At 64.4% G+C, this 18,104-nt stretch carries 15 protein-coding genes; 7 read left to right on the forward strand and 8 right to left on the reverse strand.

All coding sequences use genetic code 11. The features are described from left to right. Nucleotides 1-133: 133 nt before the first annotated feature. The 5 genes from ACIPY3_RS21955 to glyA all read right to left on the reverse strand — a co-directional run bounded on the left by ACIPY3_RS21955 (nt 134) and on the right by glyA (nt 4,854). Nucleotides 134-451, reverse strand: coding sequence for an SHOCT domain-containing protein (locus ACIPY3_RS21955; protein ID WP_400337437.1), 318 nt, complete (start codon nt 449-451; stop codon nt 134-136). A gap of 141 nt (nt 452-592) precedes the next feature. After that, entirely contained in the window at nt 593-1,258 is a 666-nt protein-coding gene (locus tag ACIPY3_RS21960; RefSeq protein WP_400337439.1) for a response regulator, read from the reverse strand. Further along, nucleotides 1,255-2,427, reverse strand: a complete 1,173-nt coding sequence (locus ACIPY3_RS21965) for a sensor histidine kinase (RefSeq protein ID WP_400337440.1) — start codon at nt 2,425-2,427, stop codon at nt 1,255-1,257. The genes ACIPY3_RS21960 and ACIPY3_RS21965 overlap by 4 nt, the downstream gene beginning before the upstream one ends. A 93-nt stretch (nt 2,428-2,520) precedes the next feature. After that, a complete protein-coding gene (locus ACIPY3_RS21970) occupies nt 2,521-3,414 on the reverse strand; it encodes a bifunctional methylenetetrahydrofolate dehydrogenase/methenyltetrahydrofolate cyclohydrolase (RefSeq protein ID WP_400337442.1) in 894 nt (297 codons plus the stop codon). Nucleotides 3,415-3,561: 147 nt separating this feature from the next. Beyond that, nucleotides 3,562-4,854 carry a serine hydroxymethyltransferase gene (gene glyA, locus ACIPY3_RS21975; RefSeq protein ID WP_400337444.1) on the reverse strand — a complete coding sequence of 431 codons (1,293 nt, stop codon included), beginning with the start codon at nt 4,852-4,854 and terminating at the stop codon, nt 3,562-3,564. A 236-nt stretch (nt 4,855-5,090) separates the two neighbouring features. Here glyA and purU point away from each other — a divergent pair, with 236 nt between their 5' ends. Both purU and ACIPY3_RS21985 read left to right on the forward strand, forming a co-directional pair. Further along, nucleotides 5,091-5,939, forward strand: coding sequence for a formyltetrahydrofolate deformylase (gene purU, locus ACIPY3_RS21980; RefSeq protein ID WP_400337446.1), 849 nt, complete (start codon nt 5,091-5,093; stop codon nt 5,937-5,939). Between the two features lie 88 nt (nt 5,940-6,027). After that, complete coding sequence (locus ACIPY3_RS21985; protein WP_400337448.1) at nt 6,028-6,549, forward strand: gamma carbonic anhydrase family protein; 522 nt, start codon at nt 6,028-6,030, stop codon at nt 6,547-6,549. 71 nt (nt 6,550-6,620) lie between these two features. Here ACIPY3_RS21985 and ACIPY3_RS21990 read toward each other — a convergent pair whose 3' ends face one another. Beyond that, nucleotides 6,621-8,318, reverse strand: a complete 1,698-nt coding sequence (locus ACIPY3_RS21990; protein ID WP_400337449.1) for a flavin monoamine oxidase family protein — start codon at nt 8,316-8,318, stop codon at nt 6,621-6,623. Then, entirely contained in the window at nt 8,315-9,745 is a 1,431-nt protein-coding gene (locus ACIPY3_RS21995) for an amino acid permease (protein WP_400337499.1), read from the reverse strand. The genes ACIPY3_RS21990 and ACIPY3_RS21995 overlap by 4 nt, the downstream gene beginning before the upstream one ends. A 196-nt stretch (nt 9,746-9,941) precedes the next feature. Here ACIPY3_RS21995 and alr point away from each other — a divergent pair, with 196 nt between their 5' ends. Together alr and ACIPY3_RS22005 are read left to right on the forward strand one after the other, a co-directional pair. After that, nucleotides 9,942-11,174, forward strand: a complete 1,233-nt coding sequence (alr, locus tag ACIPY3_RS22000) for an alanine racemase (protein ID WP_400337451.1) — start codon at nt 9,942-9,944, stop codon at nt 11,172-11,174. Further along, a complete protein-coding gene (locus tag ACIPY3_RS22005; RefSeq protein WP_400337452.1) occupies nt 11,164-12,753 on the forward strand; it encodes a PucR family transcriptional regulator in 1,590 nt (529 codons plus the stop codon). The genes alr and ACIPY3_RS22005 overlap by 11 nt, the downstream gene beginning before the upstream one ends. Here ACIPY3_RS22005 and ACIPY3_RS22010 read toward each other — a convergent pair. Continuing rightward, on the reverse strand, nt 12,750-13,583 hold the full coding sequence (locus tag ACIPY3_RS22010; protein ID WP_400337454.1) for a carbon-nitrogen hydrolase family protein: 834 nt from the start codon (nt 13,581-13,583) through the stop codon (nt 12,750-12,752). The two genes, ACIPY3_RS22005 and ACIPY3_RS22010, sit on opposite strands and share 4 nt — an antisense overlap. A 305-nt stretch (nt 13,584-13,888) precedes the next feature. On the opposite strand from ACIPY3_RS22010, the gene ACIPY3_RS22015 reads away from it, so the two are divergent. The 3 genes from ACIPY3_RS22015 (at nt 13,889) to mmsB (ending at nt 18,079) form a co-directional block, all read left to right on the forward strand. Beyond that, complete coding sequence (locus ACIPY3_RS22015) at nt 13,889-15,079, forward strand: ROK family transcriptional regulator (RefSeq protein ID WP_400337456.1); 1,191 nt, start codon at nt 13,889-13,891, stop codon at nt 15,077-15,079. 129 nt (nt 15,080-15,208) lie between these two features. Next, nucleotides 15,209-16,765: a multiple monosaccharide ABC transporter ATP-binding protein gene (gene mmsA / locus ACIPY3_RS22020; RefSeq protein WP_400337457.1), complete on the forward strand. Its 1,557-nt coding sequence runs from the start codon at nt 15,209-15,211 to the stop codon at nt 16,763-16,765. Nucleotides 16,766-16,810: 45 nt separating this feature from the next. Beyond that, nucleotides 16,811-18,079 (forward strand): multiple monosaccharide ABC transporter permease, encoded by a 1,269-nt coding sequence (gene mmsB / locus ACIPY3_RS22025; protein ID WP_397325374.1) that lies wholly within the window; start codon nt 16,811-16,813, stop codon nt 18,077-18,079. The last annotated feature ends 25 nt before the right edge of the window (nt 18,080-18,104 follow it).

The following is an 18,104-nucleotide window of genomic DNA, read 5'->3' on the forward strand; positions in this document are numbered from 1 at the left end:
CGAACTCAACGACAGACCCCGCCAACGATTCGACTTCTGCACCCCAAATGAGATGATCAGAACCTTCCTGTTGCGATAACCGCTAGAAACCGCCCCCTCAAAACAACCACAAGTGCCAGTCAGTTGGGGAGGGTCACGCGGGCCGCTGCGAGCGCAACACCTCCAGGCGCTGCCGGAATTCGGTTTCGTCGATTTCCCCGCGCGCGTACCGCTCACGCAGCACGCCCTCCGCGCCCTGGGTCGCGACCCAGTTGTGGTTGCGGCGCCACGCCCGGCGGCCAACGAAGATGAACAGGAAAATCACGAGGATCCAGAACAACGGGAAGATCAGGAAGAACGGCCAGTAGGTGCCGTCACCCCACGGACCATGCGCGACGACGATGGCCGGCACGTCTGCCAGCGCTCCCCCGAGCGTGGTCTCCCCGACGAGTGAAGTCAATGCGGTGAACATGTCAGTGATCCAAACTCTCTGCGCCGGTGCCCGGCGCGAACCGTCTTTCGGCTCTGGTTCGAGTCTTCCGTTCAGCGGCCGGTGGGGCGTCCGCCGTCGGGAGTCACCTTGGTGGCCGGCCGTACTCCGCAGGGAGTCCGCTCAGTTGCTCCAACCGGGCTTTACAAGCCCGGACTCATACGCGAGGACCACCAATTGGGAACGGTCCCTGACCATGAGCTTGGTCATGATCCGGGAAACGTGCGTCTTGGCAGTCAATGGGGTGATGAACAGCCGCTCGGCGATCTCAGCGTTGTTCAGCCCCTCCCCCACCAGCGCCAGGACCTCGCGTTCCCGCTCCGTGACCTGGTCCAGCTTGAGCAACTCCCCCGCAGCCCGGCTGTGCGATGCCAACTGGGCCATGATCCGCCGCGTCACGGAGGGCGAGAGGAGGGCATCGCCGTCGTGCACCACGCGGACGGCGCGGATCAGTTCAGCGGGCTCCGTGTCCTTGACCAGGAAGCCGGCCGCACCGGCGCGGACAGCCTCGGCGATGTATTCGTCCAGTTCGAACGTGGTGAGGATGATGATCCGCGTGCCGGAGAGTGCCGGGTTGGCGAGGATGCGGCGGGTGGCGGTGAGGCCGTCGTCGTCCGGCATCCGGATGTCCATGAGGACCACGTCCGGCTTGTCCCTTGCCGCCAGCCGTGCGGCGTCCCTTCCTGTGCCGGCCTCGGCCACCACTTCCATGTCCGGTTCGGCGTCCAGGAGCGCACGGAATCCTGCCCTGATAAGGGTCTGGTCATCGGCCAGGAGGATGCGGATCACGCGTGGTCCCGTCCTGCGGGCAGGGGCAAGAGTGCGTGCACACGCAACCCGGGCGCCAGTTCGTCAAGGGTGACCGTCCCGCCCAGGGCCGCAGCCCTCTCCCGCATCCCCGTGAGGCCGTTGCCGGGGACCGAGAGGCCCATGCCGGCGCCGTCGTCGTCAATCTGCACGGTGAGCAGCCCGCCTTCGGTTCCGTTGCGCACCAGCAAACGCACGACGGCGGCCTGTGCACCTGAGTGCCTGCCGACGTTGGTCAGGGCCTCCTGGATGATCCGGTAGGCCGCTTCCTGCTGGGCGGGAGCGATGGCCGAATGGTCTGTCTCATCGTCCAGCCGCACCTGCAGGCCGCCCAACTCGGCCTGCTTGACCACCTCGGCAACGCGGTCCAGCGTGGGCGCCGCCGCGGGTTCGAACGGCACGTCCTCCCGCAGCACGCCCAGCAGTTGCCGGACCTCTGTCAGGGACTCCTTGCTGGCGGTCTTGATGGCTTCCAAGGCAGGCCTGAGCTTCGAGGGATCCTCCGTGCCCAGGTGCAGGGCCACCGAGGCCTGGACGTTGATCATGGAGAGGGAGTGCGCCACGACGTCGTGGATATCGCGGGCGAGGGTGAGGCGGTATCCGTCGCGTTCGGCCTTCGCTGCGGCCTCCCGCCGGCGCCGGTACTCGGCGAAGCGTTCGCTGCGCCGCCGGATGCCCTGCCCCAGGATCACCAGGATCGCGGCCCACGCCACGCCCGCCGAGGCGCGGAAAGGCCAGCCGTCGTCGCCGGCCATCACGGCTCCGGCCACCACGGCCGCGGCAGCAAGCGCGGCTCCCAACCATGCCTGCCAGCGCAGGCCCGCAGCGGCGGTCAGCACAATGGCAAGAGCCAGCGACAACACGATCGGACCCCACGCATACCCCCAGGCGAGATACATGCCTGTGGCCACGAGCGCCAGGGGCAGCATCAGCTCCGGGGAACGCTTCCGGAATGCCAAACCCGCCGGGCCCACCAGCAGGAGCAGGATGCCGAACACATCCAGCGGCCTGCCGGCCTCCTGGTGGCTCGCGGAAAACAGCGTGCCGACCACCTGGATGACGGCGACCGTGATGACGATGAAAGCAGTGGGTGGGCCGTTGAAGCGGCGGGGAGGTCCCTCGAAAAGTAAGGGGCCTTGATAGGGGCGCATACAACGAGAGTAGACGGAGGTAGGACAAAGGGCGTCCTCGTAACGGAGCAAGACGCCTACTCCCGGAGGAGTAGGCGTCTTGTTAGCGTTTTCTCAGGCGATACCGGCCTGGCGCTCGGCGCTCTCCACCACGTTGGCCAGGAGCATCGCGCGGGTCATCGGACCCACGCCGCCCGGGTTCGGGGACAGCCAGGCGGCGACGTCGGCCGCTGCCGGGTCCACGTCTCCGGTGACCACAGCCTTGCCGTTGCCGTCGTCCACGCGGCTGACGCCGACGTCGAGCACGATTGCGCCCGGCTTGAGGTCTTCGGCCTTGATCATGTGCGGTACGCCGGCAGCGGCGATCACGACGTCGGCCTGCCGGAGTTCGGCGGGCAGGTCAACCGTTCCCGTGTGCGCCAGGATTACCGTGGCGTTGACTTCCTTGCGGGTGAGCAGGAGGCCGATGGGCCGGCCGATGGTGACGCCGCGGCCAACCACCAGGACGCGCTTGCCCTTGAGCTCGATGCCGTGGCGGCGGAGCAGCTCCACACAGCCCTTGGGCGTGCAGGGAAGCGGCGACTTCATTTCGCCGTTCACGTTGGCCACCAGGCGGCCAAGGTTCATGGGGTGCAGGCCGTCGGCATCCTTTTCAGGGTCCATGGCCTCCAGGATGACGTCCTGGTCAATGTGCTTGGGCAACGGCAGCTGGACGATGTAACCCGTGCACTCGGGGTTTTCGTTGAGCTCCCGGACAACCTTCAGGAGGTCCTCCTGGCTGATGTCCTCCGGGAGGTCGCGCCGGATGGACTGGATGCCTACCTCGGCGCAGTCCTTGTGCTTGCCGCCGACGTACCAGGTGCTTCCAGGATCGGAGCCCACCAGGATGGTGCCCAGGCCCGGGACGATGCCCTTGCCTGCGAGGACGGAAACGCGTTCGGTCAGTTCTGCCTTGATGGCAGCGGCGGTGGCCTTGCCGTCAAGGATCTGTGCGGTGGACTGTGTCATTCCATCTGCTCTCTCTGGTGGGTGACCTGTGGTGGAGGCTCATGCCAACGGGACCCGCCGCCTCTGGGTGTGGCGGCGGATCCCGTTGGCTCCGGTTCAGTGCCCGGGTAATGCGTTTTCAGCGCTTGTTGTCGCGGGAACCGCTGTTTACCACTGCTCGTGCTGCGGGTACAGCGGGAAGTCGGCAGCAAGCTTGTCGACGCGGGCCTGGAGGGCTTCCACGTTGGTGGCGGAGCCGGACTTCAGCGCCGTTGCGATGATGTCCGCAACCTCGGAGAACTCAGCGGCACCAAATCCGCGCGTAGCCAGGGCAGGCGTACCGATGCGGAGGCCGGAGGTGACCATCGGCGGGCGGGGGTCGAACGGAACGGCGTTGCGGTTCACGGTGATGCCCACGGAGTGCAGGAGGTCTTCGGCCTGCTGGCCGTCCAGCTGCGAGTTGCGCAGGTCCACGAGGACCAGGTGGACGTCGGTGCCGCCGGTGAGGACGGACACGCCGGCCTCGGCAACGTCGGACTGGTTGAGGCGGTCAGCGATGATCTTGGCACCCTCGAGGACGCGCTCCTGGCGCTCCTTGAATTCGTCGCTGCCGGCGATCTTGAAGGCAACGGCCTTGGCGGCAATGACGTGCATGAGCGGGCCGCCCTGCTGGCCCGGGAAGACGTTGGAGTTGATCTTCTTGCCGTACTGTTCCTTGGCCAGGATCACGCCGGAACGCGGGCCAGCCAGGGTCTTGTGCACCGTAGAGGTCACGACGTCGGAGTGCGGCACCGGGCTCGGGTGCAGGCCCGCTGCGACGAGGCCGGCGAAGTGGGCCATATCCGTCCAGAGCAGCGCACCAACCTCGTCAGCGATGGAGCGGAAGGCTGCAAAGTCCAGGTGGCGCGGGTAGGCGGACCACCCGGCGATGATGACCTGCGGCTTCTCGGCGATGGCCTGCTCGCGGAGCTTGTCCATGTCCACGCGGAAGGAGTCTTCTTCAACCTGGTAGGCGGCAACCTGGTACAGCTTGCCGGAGAAGTTGAGCTTCATGCCGTGGGTCAGGTGCCCACCGTGCGCCAGGGAGAGGCCCAGGATCTTGTCGCCCGGGGTGATCATGGCGGACAACGCTGCGGCGTTGGCCTGTGCACCGGAGTGCGGCTGGACGTTGGCGTACTCGGCGCCGAAAAGTGCCTTGACCCGGTCGATGGCGAGCTGCTCAGCGACGTCCACGTATTCGCAGCCACCGTAGTAGCGCTTGCCCGGGTAGCCTTCGGCGTACTTGTTGGTCAGGACGGAGCCCTGGGCTTCCATGACTGCGCGGGGGGCGAAGTTCTCGGAGGCGATCATTTCCAGGGTGCCGCGCTGGCGGCCAAGCTCCTGGTCGAGGACTGCTGCGATCTCGGGATCGAGTTCGGCGAGCGACTGGTTGCTGACAGACGCTGAAGTGGTGGTAGTCACGGAGATCTCCTGGCTAGGGAATGGGTGGTGCTACAGGTCAGGCTACCGGCAGCGGCATTGCCTCGTCCCCTCCGTTACGGGAGGCATAGGTCACGTGCTGCAGCGGTAAGACATGACCCTCGGCCCAGGCGTACGATCCGTGGTCTTCGTGATTGCCGCTCCCTGGTGGTAGTCCACCCAACGCCAGTCGCGACCCGTTAACAGTACAACAACGCCGCACAGGTAGGCTTGGTCATGTGACTGACTCCGCATTTGTTGTGACCCTTTCCTGCCCTGACCGCCCCGGCATTGTCCATGCCGTCGCCGGAGCCCTTCTTGACGCAGGTTGCAACATCGCCGATTCGCAGCAGTACGGAAGCCCCAGCACAGGCAACTTCTTCATGCGGGTGGAGGCAACGACGTCGAGCCCTCAGGCGGAACTGGCCGCCGCGCTGCGGCCAGTCGCAGAATCCTTCGGCATGACCTGGCAGATCAACCCCGTAGGCGAAAAGGTCCGGACCATCATCATGTGTTCCAAGGACGCGCACTGCCTCAACGACCTCCTGTTCCAGCAGCGTGCCGGCACCCTGCCCATCGAGGTTCCGGCCATTGTGTCCAACCACCGGGACCTGGAGTCGTTGGCGGATTTCTACGGCATCCCCTTCCACCACATCCCGGTCACCGCTGAAACCAAGCCGCAGGCCGAGGCGGAGCTCCTGAAGCTGATCGCCGGGCACGATATTGAGCTGACAGTGCTGGCCCGCTACATGCAGGTGCTCTCCAACGATCTCTGCAGGGAACTGAACGGCCGGGCCATCAACATCCACCACTCGTTCCTTCCGTCCTTCAAGGGAGCCAAGCCGTACCACCAGGCACACGCACGCGGCGTGAAGCTGATCGGCGCCACGGCCCACTACGTCACTGCGGACCTGGACGAGGGACCCATCATCGAGCAGGAAGTCATCCGGGTGGACCACGCCCGGACGGCCGCCCAGTTCGTGCAGATGGGACGCGACGTGGAGGGGCGCACCCTGACCCAGGCCGTCCAGTGGCATGCCGAGCACCGGGTGCTCTTGGATGGCACGCGGACCGTGGTGTTCAACTAGGTTCCTACCCAACTAGGTCGCATTTGTGCGCGTTTTGAGCCCTCAAAACGCGCACAAATGCGACCCAGTTGGGAACTAAGCTGGGGTCATGGCTCCCTCTTACACTTTCGCCGGGGACACCCCGGCCATCCATGAAACGGCCTTCGTGGCGCCCACGGCTTCGATCATTGGCAAGGCCACGCTGGCCGAGGATTCCAGCGCCTTCTACGGCGTCTCCGTCCGGGCGGACACAGCGGCCATCAAGGTGGGCGAAGGTTCCAACCTCCAGGACAACGTGGTCCTGCACGCCGACCCCGGGTTCCCCTGCACTGTGGGCGAGCGCGTCTCCGTGGGCCACAGCGCCGTAGTGCACGGTTGCACTGTGGAGGACGACTGCCTCATCGGCATGAGCGCCACCATCCTCAACGGAGCCGTGATCGGCTCGGGTTCCCTCATCGCCGCCGGAGCCGTGGTCCTTGAGGGCACGGTGATTCCGCCGCGCTCCCTGGTTGCGGGTGTGCCGGCCAAGGTGCGGCGAGAGCTTACGGATGAGGAGTTTGAGGGCGTGAAGCACAACGCAGCCCACTACAAGGAACTCGCTGCCGCGCACCGGGAGATGCACGGCGCCTAGAAACGCAATGCGGGGCCCGCTCGGCGCGCTAAACGAGCGACTTAGCGTATAGAGCGGGCCCTGCAGCGTCTTTAGTCGAGCGAAATCGGGCCGAGCTCGCCGAGTAGCTCCCCCGGACCCGGGTTGCCGGCCGCGGAGCAACCGCCGAGGTGGTTCACCACGCCCCACACAGCGTTCAGTCCGGTGGTCACAGCACCCTCGGCCCAGCCGGCGGTGAAGGACACGTCGTCTCCGGCCAGGAAAATGCCGCGCTGGCTCTCCGGCAGTTTGTCCTGCTTGAAGTGCGTGAACAGCCGCTGCTGGTACCGGTAGTGTCCGGGCAGGTTGGCTTTGAAGGCACCCATGAAGTTGGGGTCCGCTTCCCAGGAAACCGTGATCGGCTGGCCCACGATGTGGCTGGCGATGTCCACGCCCGGGTAGATCTGTTCCAGGGAGTGCAGCATGAGCTTCACCCGTTCTTCGGCGCTGAGGGCGAGCCATTTCAGGGCGTCATCGTTCCATGTGTAGGACAGGAGGATGACCGCGGGCTTGTCCGGGCCGTCGTCGAGCAGGTACGTGGCGCGGTTGAGGCGGTCGGTGAGCGTCATGGACAACACTTCGCGGCCGGTTTCCGGATCGATGTCCTTCCAGAACGGACGGTCCACCATCACGAACGTCTTGGACGACTGCATGTAATGCGAGCGTTCGATTGCCGTCCACAGCTCCGACGGGAACAGTGCCTCTTCGGTGTGGATTCGCGTGGACAGCAGCCACGACTGGCACGTGGTCACTACGGCCGGATAGGTTGCTTCGCGGCCCCAGCTCTCCCGGACCACCAGGTCACCGTTATCCGCCCGGCGGATGTTGTCCACGGCACCACGCGGCGAACCCGAGTGCAGCGACGCCAGGGAGGTGCCTTCCGGCCAGTGCTTAATGCCCGACGGCGCGTGGTTCCACAGTGCCTCGGGGAGCCGTTGGGCTCCTCCCGCAACGAGGCGGTGCTGGTCATCTGCGTCCGTATAGACGACGCGGAGGATTTCGAGGATGGAGTTGGGGAAGTCGGTGTCCCAGCCGCCCGTGCCGAAACCGACCTGTCCAAACGCCTCACGATGTGCGAAGCCTGCGTCCTTGAAGGACTTGCTCGCCGCGATGAAGCCGTAGAAGGTCTGCTCGTCCAACTGGGGCAGGAGCTCGTTCCAGAGTTCCTTGATGCGCTTGGTATCGCGGGCCTTGATGGCGTCCTGCATCTCTGTGAAGGCGGCGCCGTCCCTAATGGCATCCTTCCAGGCATCTGCAACTTCGTGGAAGAAAGCCGGAAGGTCCTCGGGCGTCGTGGCGTAGTGCTTCTTCCCGGCCAACTCGATCACCGTGCTGGAGGTGACGGGAGCCAAGGGGTTGGGGAAGTCCTGGGTTTCCAGTCCCAGGAGGTCCACGTAGTGGTAGAAGGCCTTGCCGGAAACAGGGAACCGCATGCCGCCGAGGTCTGCCACCACGCCGGGCGCTGAGGGGAAACTCGCGGTCCGGAGGCGGCCACCGATCTGGTCGGCCTCGTAGATGACCGGCTTCAGGCCGAGCTTCATGAGTTCGTAGGCGGTGACCAGTCCGGAGAGTCCTGCGCCGATCACGGCCACCTCGGTTCCGAGGCGTTCTTCGGGGACCGAGCCCAGACCTTCGGGATGTGCCAGGTAATGGTCGTAGCTGAACGGGAAATCCGGGTTCAGCATGGTGATGGGAGCCTCCGCCGGGATGACGGCGGACGGGTCGGTGGGTAGTTCTGTGGCGATGGTCATGCGTTGTCTGCTTTCACAGGTTCCGGGCTCACGGCCCTGGTGGTCAGTTCACGGTAGTCCTGCTCGCTGAGAGCGGCTACCTTGGAGTTCCGGCGTCCATAGCCGAAGTAGATGGCGATGCCCACGAGCATCCACATGCCGAAGACCATCCAGGTATCGGCCCCGAGGTTGGCCATGAGGTAGGCGCACATGAGGGTGCCCAGCACCGGCGTGATCGGGTACAGCGGAACCCGGAAGCTTCGCTTCAAATCCGGACGGTTGCGGCGCAGATAGATGACGGCGACGTTGACCAGTGCGAAGGCAAACAGCGTGCCGATGCTGGTAGCGTCCGCCAGCGCACCCAGCGGAACCAGGCCGGCGGTCAGTGCGACGGCGGTACCCACGATCAGCGTCCCGGCCACCGGAGTGCCGGTGCGGCGGGAGACGCGGCCGAACACTTTGGGCACCATGCCGTCGCGTGACATCGAGAGCAGGATGCGCGTCTGGCCGTAGAGGACAGTCAACACGATGCTGGCGATGGCAAGCACTGCCCCAACGGAGAAGACCAGTGCAATCCAAGGCTGCCCGGTAATTTCGTGCAGGATCTGCACCAAGGCAGCCTCGGTGCCGTCGAACCAACCCCAGGGGCGTGCCCCGATGGCGGCGACGGCAACCAGCACGTAGATGCTGGTGACGATCACCATGGACAGCATGATGGCCCGGGGAAGGTCCCGCTTCGGGTTGCGTGCCTCTTCGCCGGCCGTAGAGGCAGCGTCGAAGCCGATATAGGAGAAGAAGACGCTGGATGCGGCGGCGGAGACACCGGCTGCGCCCATAGGGAGGAGGGGCTCGAAGTTTCCGGCATTGAAGGCCGTGAAGGCCACGGCGCAGAAGAACAACAGTATGCCCACCTTGATGATGACCACGGCCGTGTTGATCCAAGCGCTTTCGCGGGCTCCGCGAACAAGGAGGACCATAGCCAGCACCACGATCACCATCGCGGGAACGTTCACCACTCCCCCGTCACCCGGCGGCTGGCTCATGGCATCCGGCAGTACCTGCCCGAAGGCAGCGAGCGTCTCATTGACGTACTGGCCTGCGCCCACGGCAACTGCGGCCACGGACACGGCGTACTCAAGCACCAGGCACCAGCCGCAGATCCATGCCATCCCCTCGCCCATCGTGGCGTAGGAGTAGGAGTAACTGGAGCCCGCAACGGGAACCAACCCCGCCATCTCGGCGTAGGAGACTGCGGAGAACAACGCCGCCAGGCCAGCAATGACGAAGGAGATCCAGATGGCGGGGCCTGCCAGCGGCACGGATTCGCCCAGGATCACCAGGATGCCCGTGCCGAGCGTGGCACCGACGCTGATCATGGTCAGTTGCAGGACACCAAAGCTGCGGACCAGGGGCGTGCCACCTTCGCTGCTTCCGGCTTCGCTGACCATCTGGGTAATGGGCTTGCGGCGCAGCAACTGGGCTCCGAGGCCAGGCCGGGCCAGGCTCGCCGGAGTCGGGTCTTGGGTATTCACAGGCACAGTCACCGTTGACGTCCCTTCTGAGTAGTTGGTCGGTTTCCCCGCTTCAAGACTGTCATGTGAGCCACCTCTCAAGCTGGTGCAAAATGACCTATAGTGTTCATCCATGAGACGTAATGCACATCAATCATCGCCCACTCCGGCGGTCCTTTCCGGCCAGGTCACCGTCGATCTGTCTGCGATTTCAGACAACATCAAAGTCCTGAAAAAGCGCACTGAAGCGCCGTCGTTCATGGCCGTAGTCAAGGGCAATGCCTACGGCCACGGCCTCGTGGAGGTGGCCCGCACGGCGGTCAAAGCAGGAGCCAACTGGCTCGGCACGGCCCAGCTGTCCGAAGCCATTTCACTGCGCCAAGCAGGAATCACAGTCCCGATTCTTTCCTGGCTCTATCTGGCATCCCAGACCAGCGCCACCATCCTCGAAGCACTCGAAAACGACATCGATGTGTCCCTGGGAAGCGTCCATCAGCTGGAGGTGCTGGAAGGCATCGCCGGCCGCTTGGGCCGTCCCGCCGTCGTACATCTGGAACTCGACAGCGGCCTCAGCCGCGGCGGCGCGCGCAAGGAGGATTGGCCCGAACTGGTGGCCCGGGCACGTCAGGCAGAGCTCGATGGCACACTGCGGGTCCGTGGCATCTGGACCCATCTGGCCTGGGCGGATGTCCCCGCGCATCCGGCCAACGCGGCCGCCGTCGCGGAGTTCGAGGACGCCGCCCAGCAGGCACGGGACGCAGGGCTCTCCCCCGAACTGAGGCACGTATCGAGCTCGGCAAACATCCTGGACCGGCCCGAATTCCACTTCGATATGGTCCGTGCAGGCTTGGCGATCTACGGCTTGGCCCCCGCCGACCACCTGGATCCAGCGGATTTCGGACTGCGACCCGCCCTGAGTGCCACCGCGCCGTTGGTCATGGTCAAGAAAGTTCCTGCTGGCACGGGCGTCAGCTACGAACACCAGGCCATCACCTACGAGCCCCGTTACCTTGGCCTCATCCCGCTCGGCTACGCGGATGGCATCCCGAAAGGCATCACCGGGCGTTCCGTGGTGAACATCGCAGGGCGTCGTGTTCCGGTGATCGGCAAGGTCTGCATGGACCAGTTCATGGTGGACCTCGGCCCTGACGCCACGGGCATCGACGTCGGCGACACCGCTGTACTGTTCGGCGATCCGGCCAGCGGGGCCGCGAGTGCCGACGACTGGGGAGCCGCGATAGGCAGCCACGGCGACGAGATCATCAACCGGATCGCGCCCCGCCTCCCCCGCGCTTATCAGACGAGCGCCTTCGAATGCCCCGACTACCAGGAGCCGGCAGACGCCGGGCAGGGCCATGTTGCCTGAGCCCGCGAGCGCCCGCCTGAGTTTCGTCACGCTTGAGCAGTTCCTGGAGCAGCTGCCGCCGGAGTTGAAGACACTTCACGACGGCGGCAGCGGCGCCACCCTGCTGCGATGGGTGGAGCCGAGTGAGCTGGAGGATCCAACACCCTATCTGCCGGAGGGCGAATTCCTGCTCACCGCAGGGTTGCCCTTCCTGGGGAAGGGTGGCTCGGCGGCGAAGGTGGACGCCTACGTTCGGCGGCTGGTGGGAGCCAAGGTTGCTGCGCTGGGCTTTGGTATCAAGCCCTATTTCGACGCCGTTCCCGACGTCCTGCTTGACGCTTGCCGGACGCACAACCTCACGTTGTTCGAAGTCCCGGAGTCCCTGCCGTTCGCCGCGATCGGGCTGTCCTTTTCGCAGCTCCTTGAAACGGACAACGCCCGGGTCTTCCGGCAACTTGCCGACACCAACCGGCAACTCATGCGGGCCGTGCTCTCCCCCAGGCCGGAGCACGAACTGCTCGCGGCGTTGGTCCAGCGGGTTCCCGTGTGGGCGGTCCTTGTGGGTGCGGACGGGCGGGTCCGCGCCCGCGGCAACAGCGCCGGCGGCAGCACCGGCGTCGAACATTCCTTGCTGGCACCCATGCTGGAACGGTTACTGTCCGGCAGCGGGCCGCGGGTGGAAATGGATGGGTTTGAGGAAGCGGGGTCCGCGTTGGTGTTCGGCCATCCGCTGCGGAGTACGAAGGATGCGAACCTCGGCGCGCTGATCCTGGGTTCGGATGTGCCGCTGACGCCTGCGCAGAACAACGTGGTGCAGTCGGCGGTGGGATTGTTGGAGCTGTTGGTCCGGCAGCGGACCAACGGATCCTTGGCACCAAGCCAGTTGGCAACCGCCATGCTGCTCCATCCCGAGTCCCTGGCTTCGGGCGGGACCAAGCACGTGAACCGTTTGAAGGATCTACTGGCCCAAAGCCTCTCCTCCACGCGATCCGGCCAGATGCGGGTGGTCCAAGGCATCAAAGTCGATGGCTCCGTGGACGATGGGCCCGTGCGGGAAGTGCTGCAGTGGCGTCGGCTGTTCGACACCAAGCTCGTGGAAATCACGGACTACGGGTTCGCCGCCATCACCCGTCTGCGCGTGGACGACTCGCTGCTCGCCGATGTGGAGAAACTCGGCTGGCGCCTGGTGATCGGCGAACCTACCGAACTCAACGGACTGGCCGCAGCTTACCAACGAGTCAGCACGCTCCGCGCACGCGTGCTTTCAACGGGCGTCAGCGCACGCGTGGATGAGGTGACGTGGTCTGTGACAGGGCTGCTTGGCAGGGACGCCGGGACCATGCTGGCGTCACGCGTCCTGGCTCCCTTGCTTGCCTTGGAACCGGAACGTCGTGATCCCCTGCTGTCGGTGCTGCGCGGTTGGCTCACCGAGAACGGCAGCTGGGACGCCTCAGCCAAACTGCTCGGCCTGCACCGGAACAGCGTGCGGCGGCAGATCGGCGTCATCGGGGAACTGCTGGAGCTGGACCTCAACGCGGCGCAGGTCAGGGCGGAGCTGTGGATCGCGTTGCAGTATGTGGACTCGCTGGTTGACGCCTAAAGCTCCCACTCCGCGTACAGGTCCGGGCGGCGCTCCTTCAAGTACGGGACTTCATCCCGGGCTGCTTTGACGGTGTCGATGCCCACCTCGGCGAACAACAACGACGCCGACTCCCCCGCCGCGGCGAGCAGCGAACCGTCCGGCCCCGCAACGACGCTGCCGCCCAGGAAGTTGTAGACGTCCTCGTGCCCGCAGTGGTTGGCGTAGGCGACGTTGAGCTGGCTCTCCAGAGCTCGCGCACGGATGAGGACCTGCGGCACATTGTCGAATCCTGCGGACAGCGCCGTGGGTACGAGCAGCAGTTCAGCGCCTCGACTTGCTGCCGCGCGAACTGCCTCAGGGAACTCAACGTCGTAGCAGATCAGCATCGACGTGCGGATTCCGTTGAAAACCACGACGGCGGGAGGTGCTTGAGCGCCGACGAACGCCTTGAGTTCTTCCGGGCCGAACAGATGCACCTTGTTGTACGTGAGAAGTTCTGCGCCCGTGGCGTCCAGCAAAGTAGCCGAGATATGCCAGCGCTCTTCAACGCCAGTGGGCTGCGCGCCGTCGTCGTGCATTTCCCGGGCAGGTGCCGGGAGGCTGTAGACCAGGCCGATCCCGTGTGTCCGCGCAATATCCGCCAAGCGCTGCCGGACAGCGGGGAGGGTTTGGGGTTCCAGTTCGGCGTGGATCCGGAGCGGCGCGTAGCCCACGGGGAAAAGTTCGGGCGTCAGCAACAACGATGCACCGGCCCGGGCGGCCCGCTGGGCGGCGTCGTCGATGGTCCGAAGGTTGGCGTCCACGTCCAGGACGGAGGCGTTGGCCTGCAGGACTGAGAGCAGCATCATTACCACCTTGGTTTCCGGGGATCCCGGTGCTGGCGGTCCGGGAAGACTTTGTTCTTCCAGCCTAGGCACGGCTGACCCTGCACGGCTGGGACATTTGGACCCGGGCCTGTGGAATACAGGATGCATCGCACGCCGACGTCACGTTGTTGGGCCTGCTTTACGCCCCAAAGACCCTGCTGAGGGCGATTAGCGGGCCCCACAACGGGTACGTACAGCGTCAACTTGTGTTGGAGTATGTCAGTCAACCCCCACCGCTTGTGTTCACTTCTTGACTACAAGCCGTCACATGGGGCACTCTTCTTGTCATGCCCGCTACACAGCGCTCAACGAAGAGCCACCCGAGAAAACCTGGCTCACAGTCCGCCCTGCGCCATTTGAACCAGCAGCGGATCATCGAGTGCCTGTTAAGCGGGCCGTCAACGCAGGCGGAACTTTCGCGACAGACCGGCCTCTCCACGGCAACGGTCTCCAACATCGTGAAAATCATGCAGGACGCCGGCCTCGTCTCTACGGAACCGACCACCAGCTCCGGCCGCCGGGCCACCAACGTGAGGCTCAACAGCAACGGTGCGGTCGCCGTCGGAATCGACTTTGGCCGCCGCCACCTCCGGGTGGTCTTGGCATCACTGGGCTACCACGTGATTGCCGAGGAATTCATCGAGCTTCCACTGGGCCACCAGGCCGAAGAAGGCATCGCCGCCGCCGTGCGGCTGCTGACCAGGCTGCTCGAAGAAAACAGCATCGATCCCAGCGCCGTCGTGGGCGCCGGAGCAGGCATTCCGGGTCCGATCGACCGCAGGTCCGGCACCGTCGCGCAAGGTGCGATCCTCCCCGAGTGGGTGGGTATCGATATCCTTCACAGACTGGAGGAAGCCCTCAATTGCCCCGTCTTTGTTGACAATGACGCCAACCTTGGAGCCCTGTCCGAAGTGACATGGGGGCCACACAGCGGCGTCGCCAACTTGATGTTCCTCAAGGTTGGATCGGGTATTGGCGCCGGGCTGATCCTGAACGGGATTCCGTACTACGGCAACGTGGGAATCACAGGCGAAATCGGCCATGCCACCATCCACGAACACGGCTTGGTATGCAGGTGCGGGAATCGCGGATGCCTTGAAACCATCGCCTCCACCACCACCATGATCGAACTCCTGGGCCGCGGGCAGGACACCCTGCTGACGCCCCAGGACATTGTGCGGAATTGCCTCGCCGGAGACTCGGCCACCCAGCGCGTGGTGGACGATGCCGGCCTTGCCGTGGGCCGGGCCCTGGGGAACGTCGCGAACCTGATCAACCCTGAAGTGATCGTGGTTGGCGGGCCCTTGGCAGGCTTGGGAGACCTCCTGCTTGATCCCATCCGGCGAGGGCTGGTCAGGCATGCGGTGCCCGTCGTAGGCGAGACGACACACCTTGCCATGTCCTCCCTTGGCGCGCGCGCCGAAGCCCTTGGAGCAGCCGCCCTGGTGTTCCAACACGCGGGTATTACCGCGAAGTAACGAAATCGTTAGCTGGTTCTTGTGTTCAAGTCTTGACGACAAGACGGGTGATCCAGTTTACTTTTTCATCAGAAAGCTCCGCTGCCGCGGGGCCGACAACGAAGTCATGCATTGGAGGCGTAAGGGCTGATGACAACCCTCGACACGCAAGGTGATCCCATCCTTTTGGAGATGCGCTCGATCACGAAGGAATTCCCCGGCGTGAAGGCCTTGTCGAATGTGAGCCTGCGGGTAAAGGCAGGCGAAATCCACGCCATCTGTGGCGAAAACGGGGCGGGCAAATCCACCCTCATGAAGGTCCTGTCCGGCGTCTACGGCTACGGAAGCTACACCGGCGACATCGTGTACCAAGCCGAAACGCAGCAGTTCAAGGACATCCGCGCCAGCGAAGCCGCCGGCATCGTGATCATCCACCAGGAACTGGCGCTGATCCCGGAACTGTCCATCATGGAAAACATCTTCCTGGGCAACGAACCCACCAAGTGGGGCGTCATTGACTGGGCCGAAGCACGCCGCCGTTCCATCGAGCTGCTGGCCCGCGTGGGCCTGCGCGAGGACCCGGACACCCCCATCAAGGAAATCGGTGTAGGCAAGCAGCAGCTGGTGGAGATCGCCAAGGCGCTGAACAAGTCCGTGCGGCTGCTGATCCTGGACGAGCCCACCGCGGCGCTGAACGAATCCGATTCCCAGCACCTGCTGGACCTGATCCTTGGCCTCAAGGGCAAGGGCATCACGTCCATCATCATTTCCCACAAGCTCAACGAGATCGAGCAGATCGCGGATGAGATCACCATCATCCGTGATGGCAAGTCCATTGAGACGCTCAACGTCAAACGTGACGGCGTGGACGAGGACCGGATCATCAAGGGCATGGTGGGCCGGACGCTCGAGTCCCGTTTCCCGGACCATGAACCGAAGATCGGCGAGGTCTTCTTCGAGGTCAAGAACTGGACCGTGGGCCACCCGGCCATCCAGGACCGCTTGATCTGCAAGGGTTCCAACTTCTTCGTCCGCCGCGGCGAGATCGTGGGCTTCGCCGGGCTCATGGGTGCCGGCCGTACGGAGTTGGCACGGTCCCTGTTCGGCCACTCATATGGACGATTCATTTCGGGCGAGGTCTACAAGGACGGCAAACCCGTGCACTTGAAGACCGTCCGCCAGGCGATCGACGCCGGACTCGGTTACGTCACGGAGGACCGCAAGTCCCTGGGCCTGAACCTGCTGGATGACATCAAGACCACCACCGTAGCTGCGGCGTTGGACAAGATCAGCAACTACACGGTGGTGGATACCCGGAAGGAATTCCAGGTCGCCGAGGACTACCGCAAGTCGCTGCGGACCAAGACCCCGTCCGTCGAAGAAGGCGTTGCCAAGCTTTCAGGCGGCAACCAGCAAAAAGTAGTGCTGGCCAAATGGATGTTCACCGACCCGGACCTCCTGATCCTGGACGAACCGACCCGAGGGATCGACGTCGGCGCCAAGTATGAGATCTACGGCATCATCCAGCGGCTGGCCAACCAGGGCAAGGGAGTCATTGTGATCTCCTCGGAGCTCCCCGAGCTTCTGGGCCTCTCTGACCGCATCTACACCATCTTCGAAGGCTCCATCACCGGCGTGCTGAACAAGGACGAAGCCAGCCAGGAAAGCCTGATGAAGCTCATGACCTCCAACCGCAAGACAGCCTGACCCAGTGGCCCAGAAACGCCCTTTCCTGACCCAAGGACCAAAACAATGAACGCGCTCAAGAAGCTCTTTGGTGGCAATACCCGCCAGTTCGGCATGATTTTCGCCCTGGTGGCACTTATCGTCTTCTTCCAGATCTTCACGCAGGGCCGCACGCTCACCCCTGGCAACGTGATCAACCTGTTCAACGGCAACTCCTACATCCTGATCCTGGCCATCGGCATGGTCCTGGTGATCATCGCCGGACACATCGACCTGTCCGTGGGTTCCGTGGCCGCCTTCGTCGGTGTTTCCGTGGCCCTGGCCATCCGCGACTGGGGCATCCCCTGGTACATGGGCGTGCTTTTTGGCCTGGTGCTCGGCGGTGTGATCGGTGCCTGGCAAGGCTTCTGGACGGCGTATGTGGGCATCCCGGCCTTCATTGTCACGCTGGCCGGCATGCTCCTGTTCCGTGGTTTCAACCAGTTCGTCGGCAAGTCCAACACCATCCCGGTACCCAACGACTTCCAGTACCTCGGCTCCGGTTACCTCCCGGAAATCGGTCCCAACACGGGCTTCAACAACCTGACGCTCCTGATCGGCATTCTGGCAGCCGCCTTCGTGGTGGTCATGTCCTTGCGTGCCCGCGCCGCCAACAAGGCCTTGGGCGCGGACGTTCCCGAACTCTGGGTTGAAGTCACCAAGCTGGTCCTCATCTGCGGTGCCATCCTCTACGCCACGTACCTGTTCGCCACCGGCCGCCCCGGAACCTCGTTCCCCATCCCCGGCCTGATCCTCGCGGTCCTGGTGCTGATCTACGGTTTCATCGCTGACAAGACCGTCATCGGCCGCCACGTCTACGCCGTGGGTGGCAACCGCCATGCAGCCGAACTCTCCGGTGTGCAGTCCAAGAAGGTCAACTTCCTGGTGATGATGAACATGTCCGTCCTGGCAGGCCTGGCCGGCATGATCTTCGTCGGCCGCTCCACGGCATCGGGTCCGTTCGACGGCGTTGGTTGGGAACTGGACGCCATCGCGGCCGTGTTCATCGGTGGCGCAGCCGTCACCGGTGGCGTCGGTACCGTGATCGGCTCGATCGTAGGTGGCCTGGTCATGGCTGTCCTGAACAACGGCCTCCAACTGCTGGGTGTCGGCGCCGACCTTACCCAGATCATCAAGGGCTTGGTGCTCCTGGCAGCCGTCGCCTTCGATGTCTACAACAAGACCCAGGGCAAGCGGTCCATCACGGGCCTGCTGATGAAGAACTTCCAGCGCAACAACGAGATCAAACCGGACGAGACCACTTCCACCAAAGAGGTCATCTCCAAGGAAGCCTGACCCTACCCGGTCACAAACCCAGAGA

It is taken from the genome of Paenarthrobacter sp. NPDC089714, assembly GCF_044748905.1.
GTDB lineage: Bacteria > Actinomycetota > Actinomycetes > Actinomycetales > Micrococcaceae > Arthrobacter.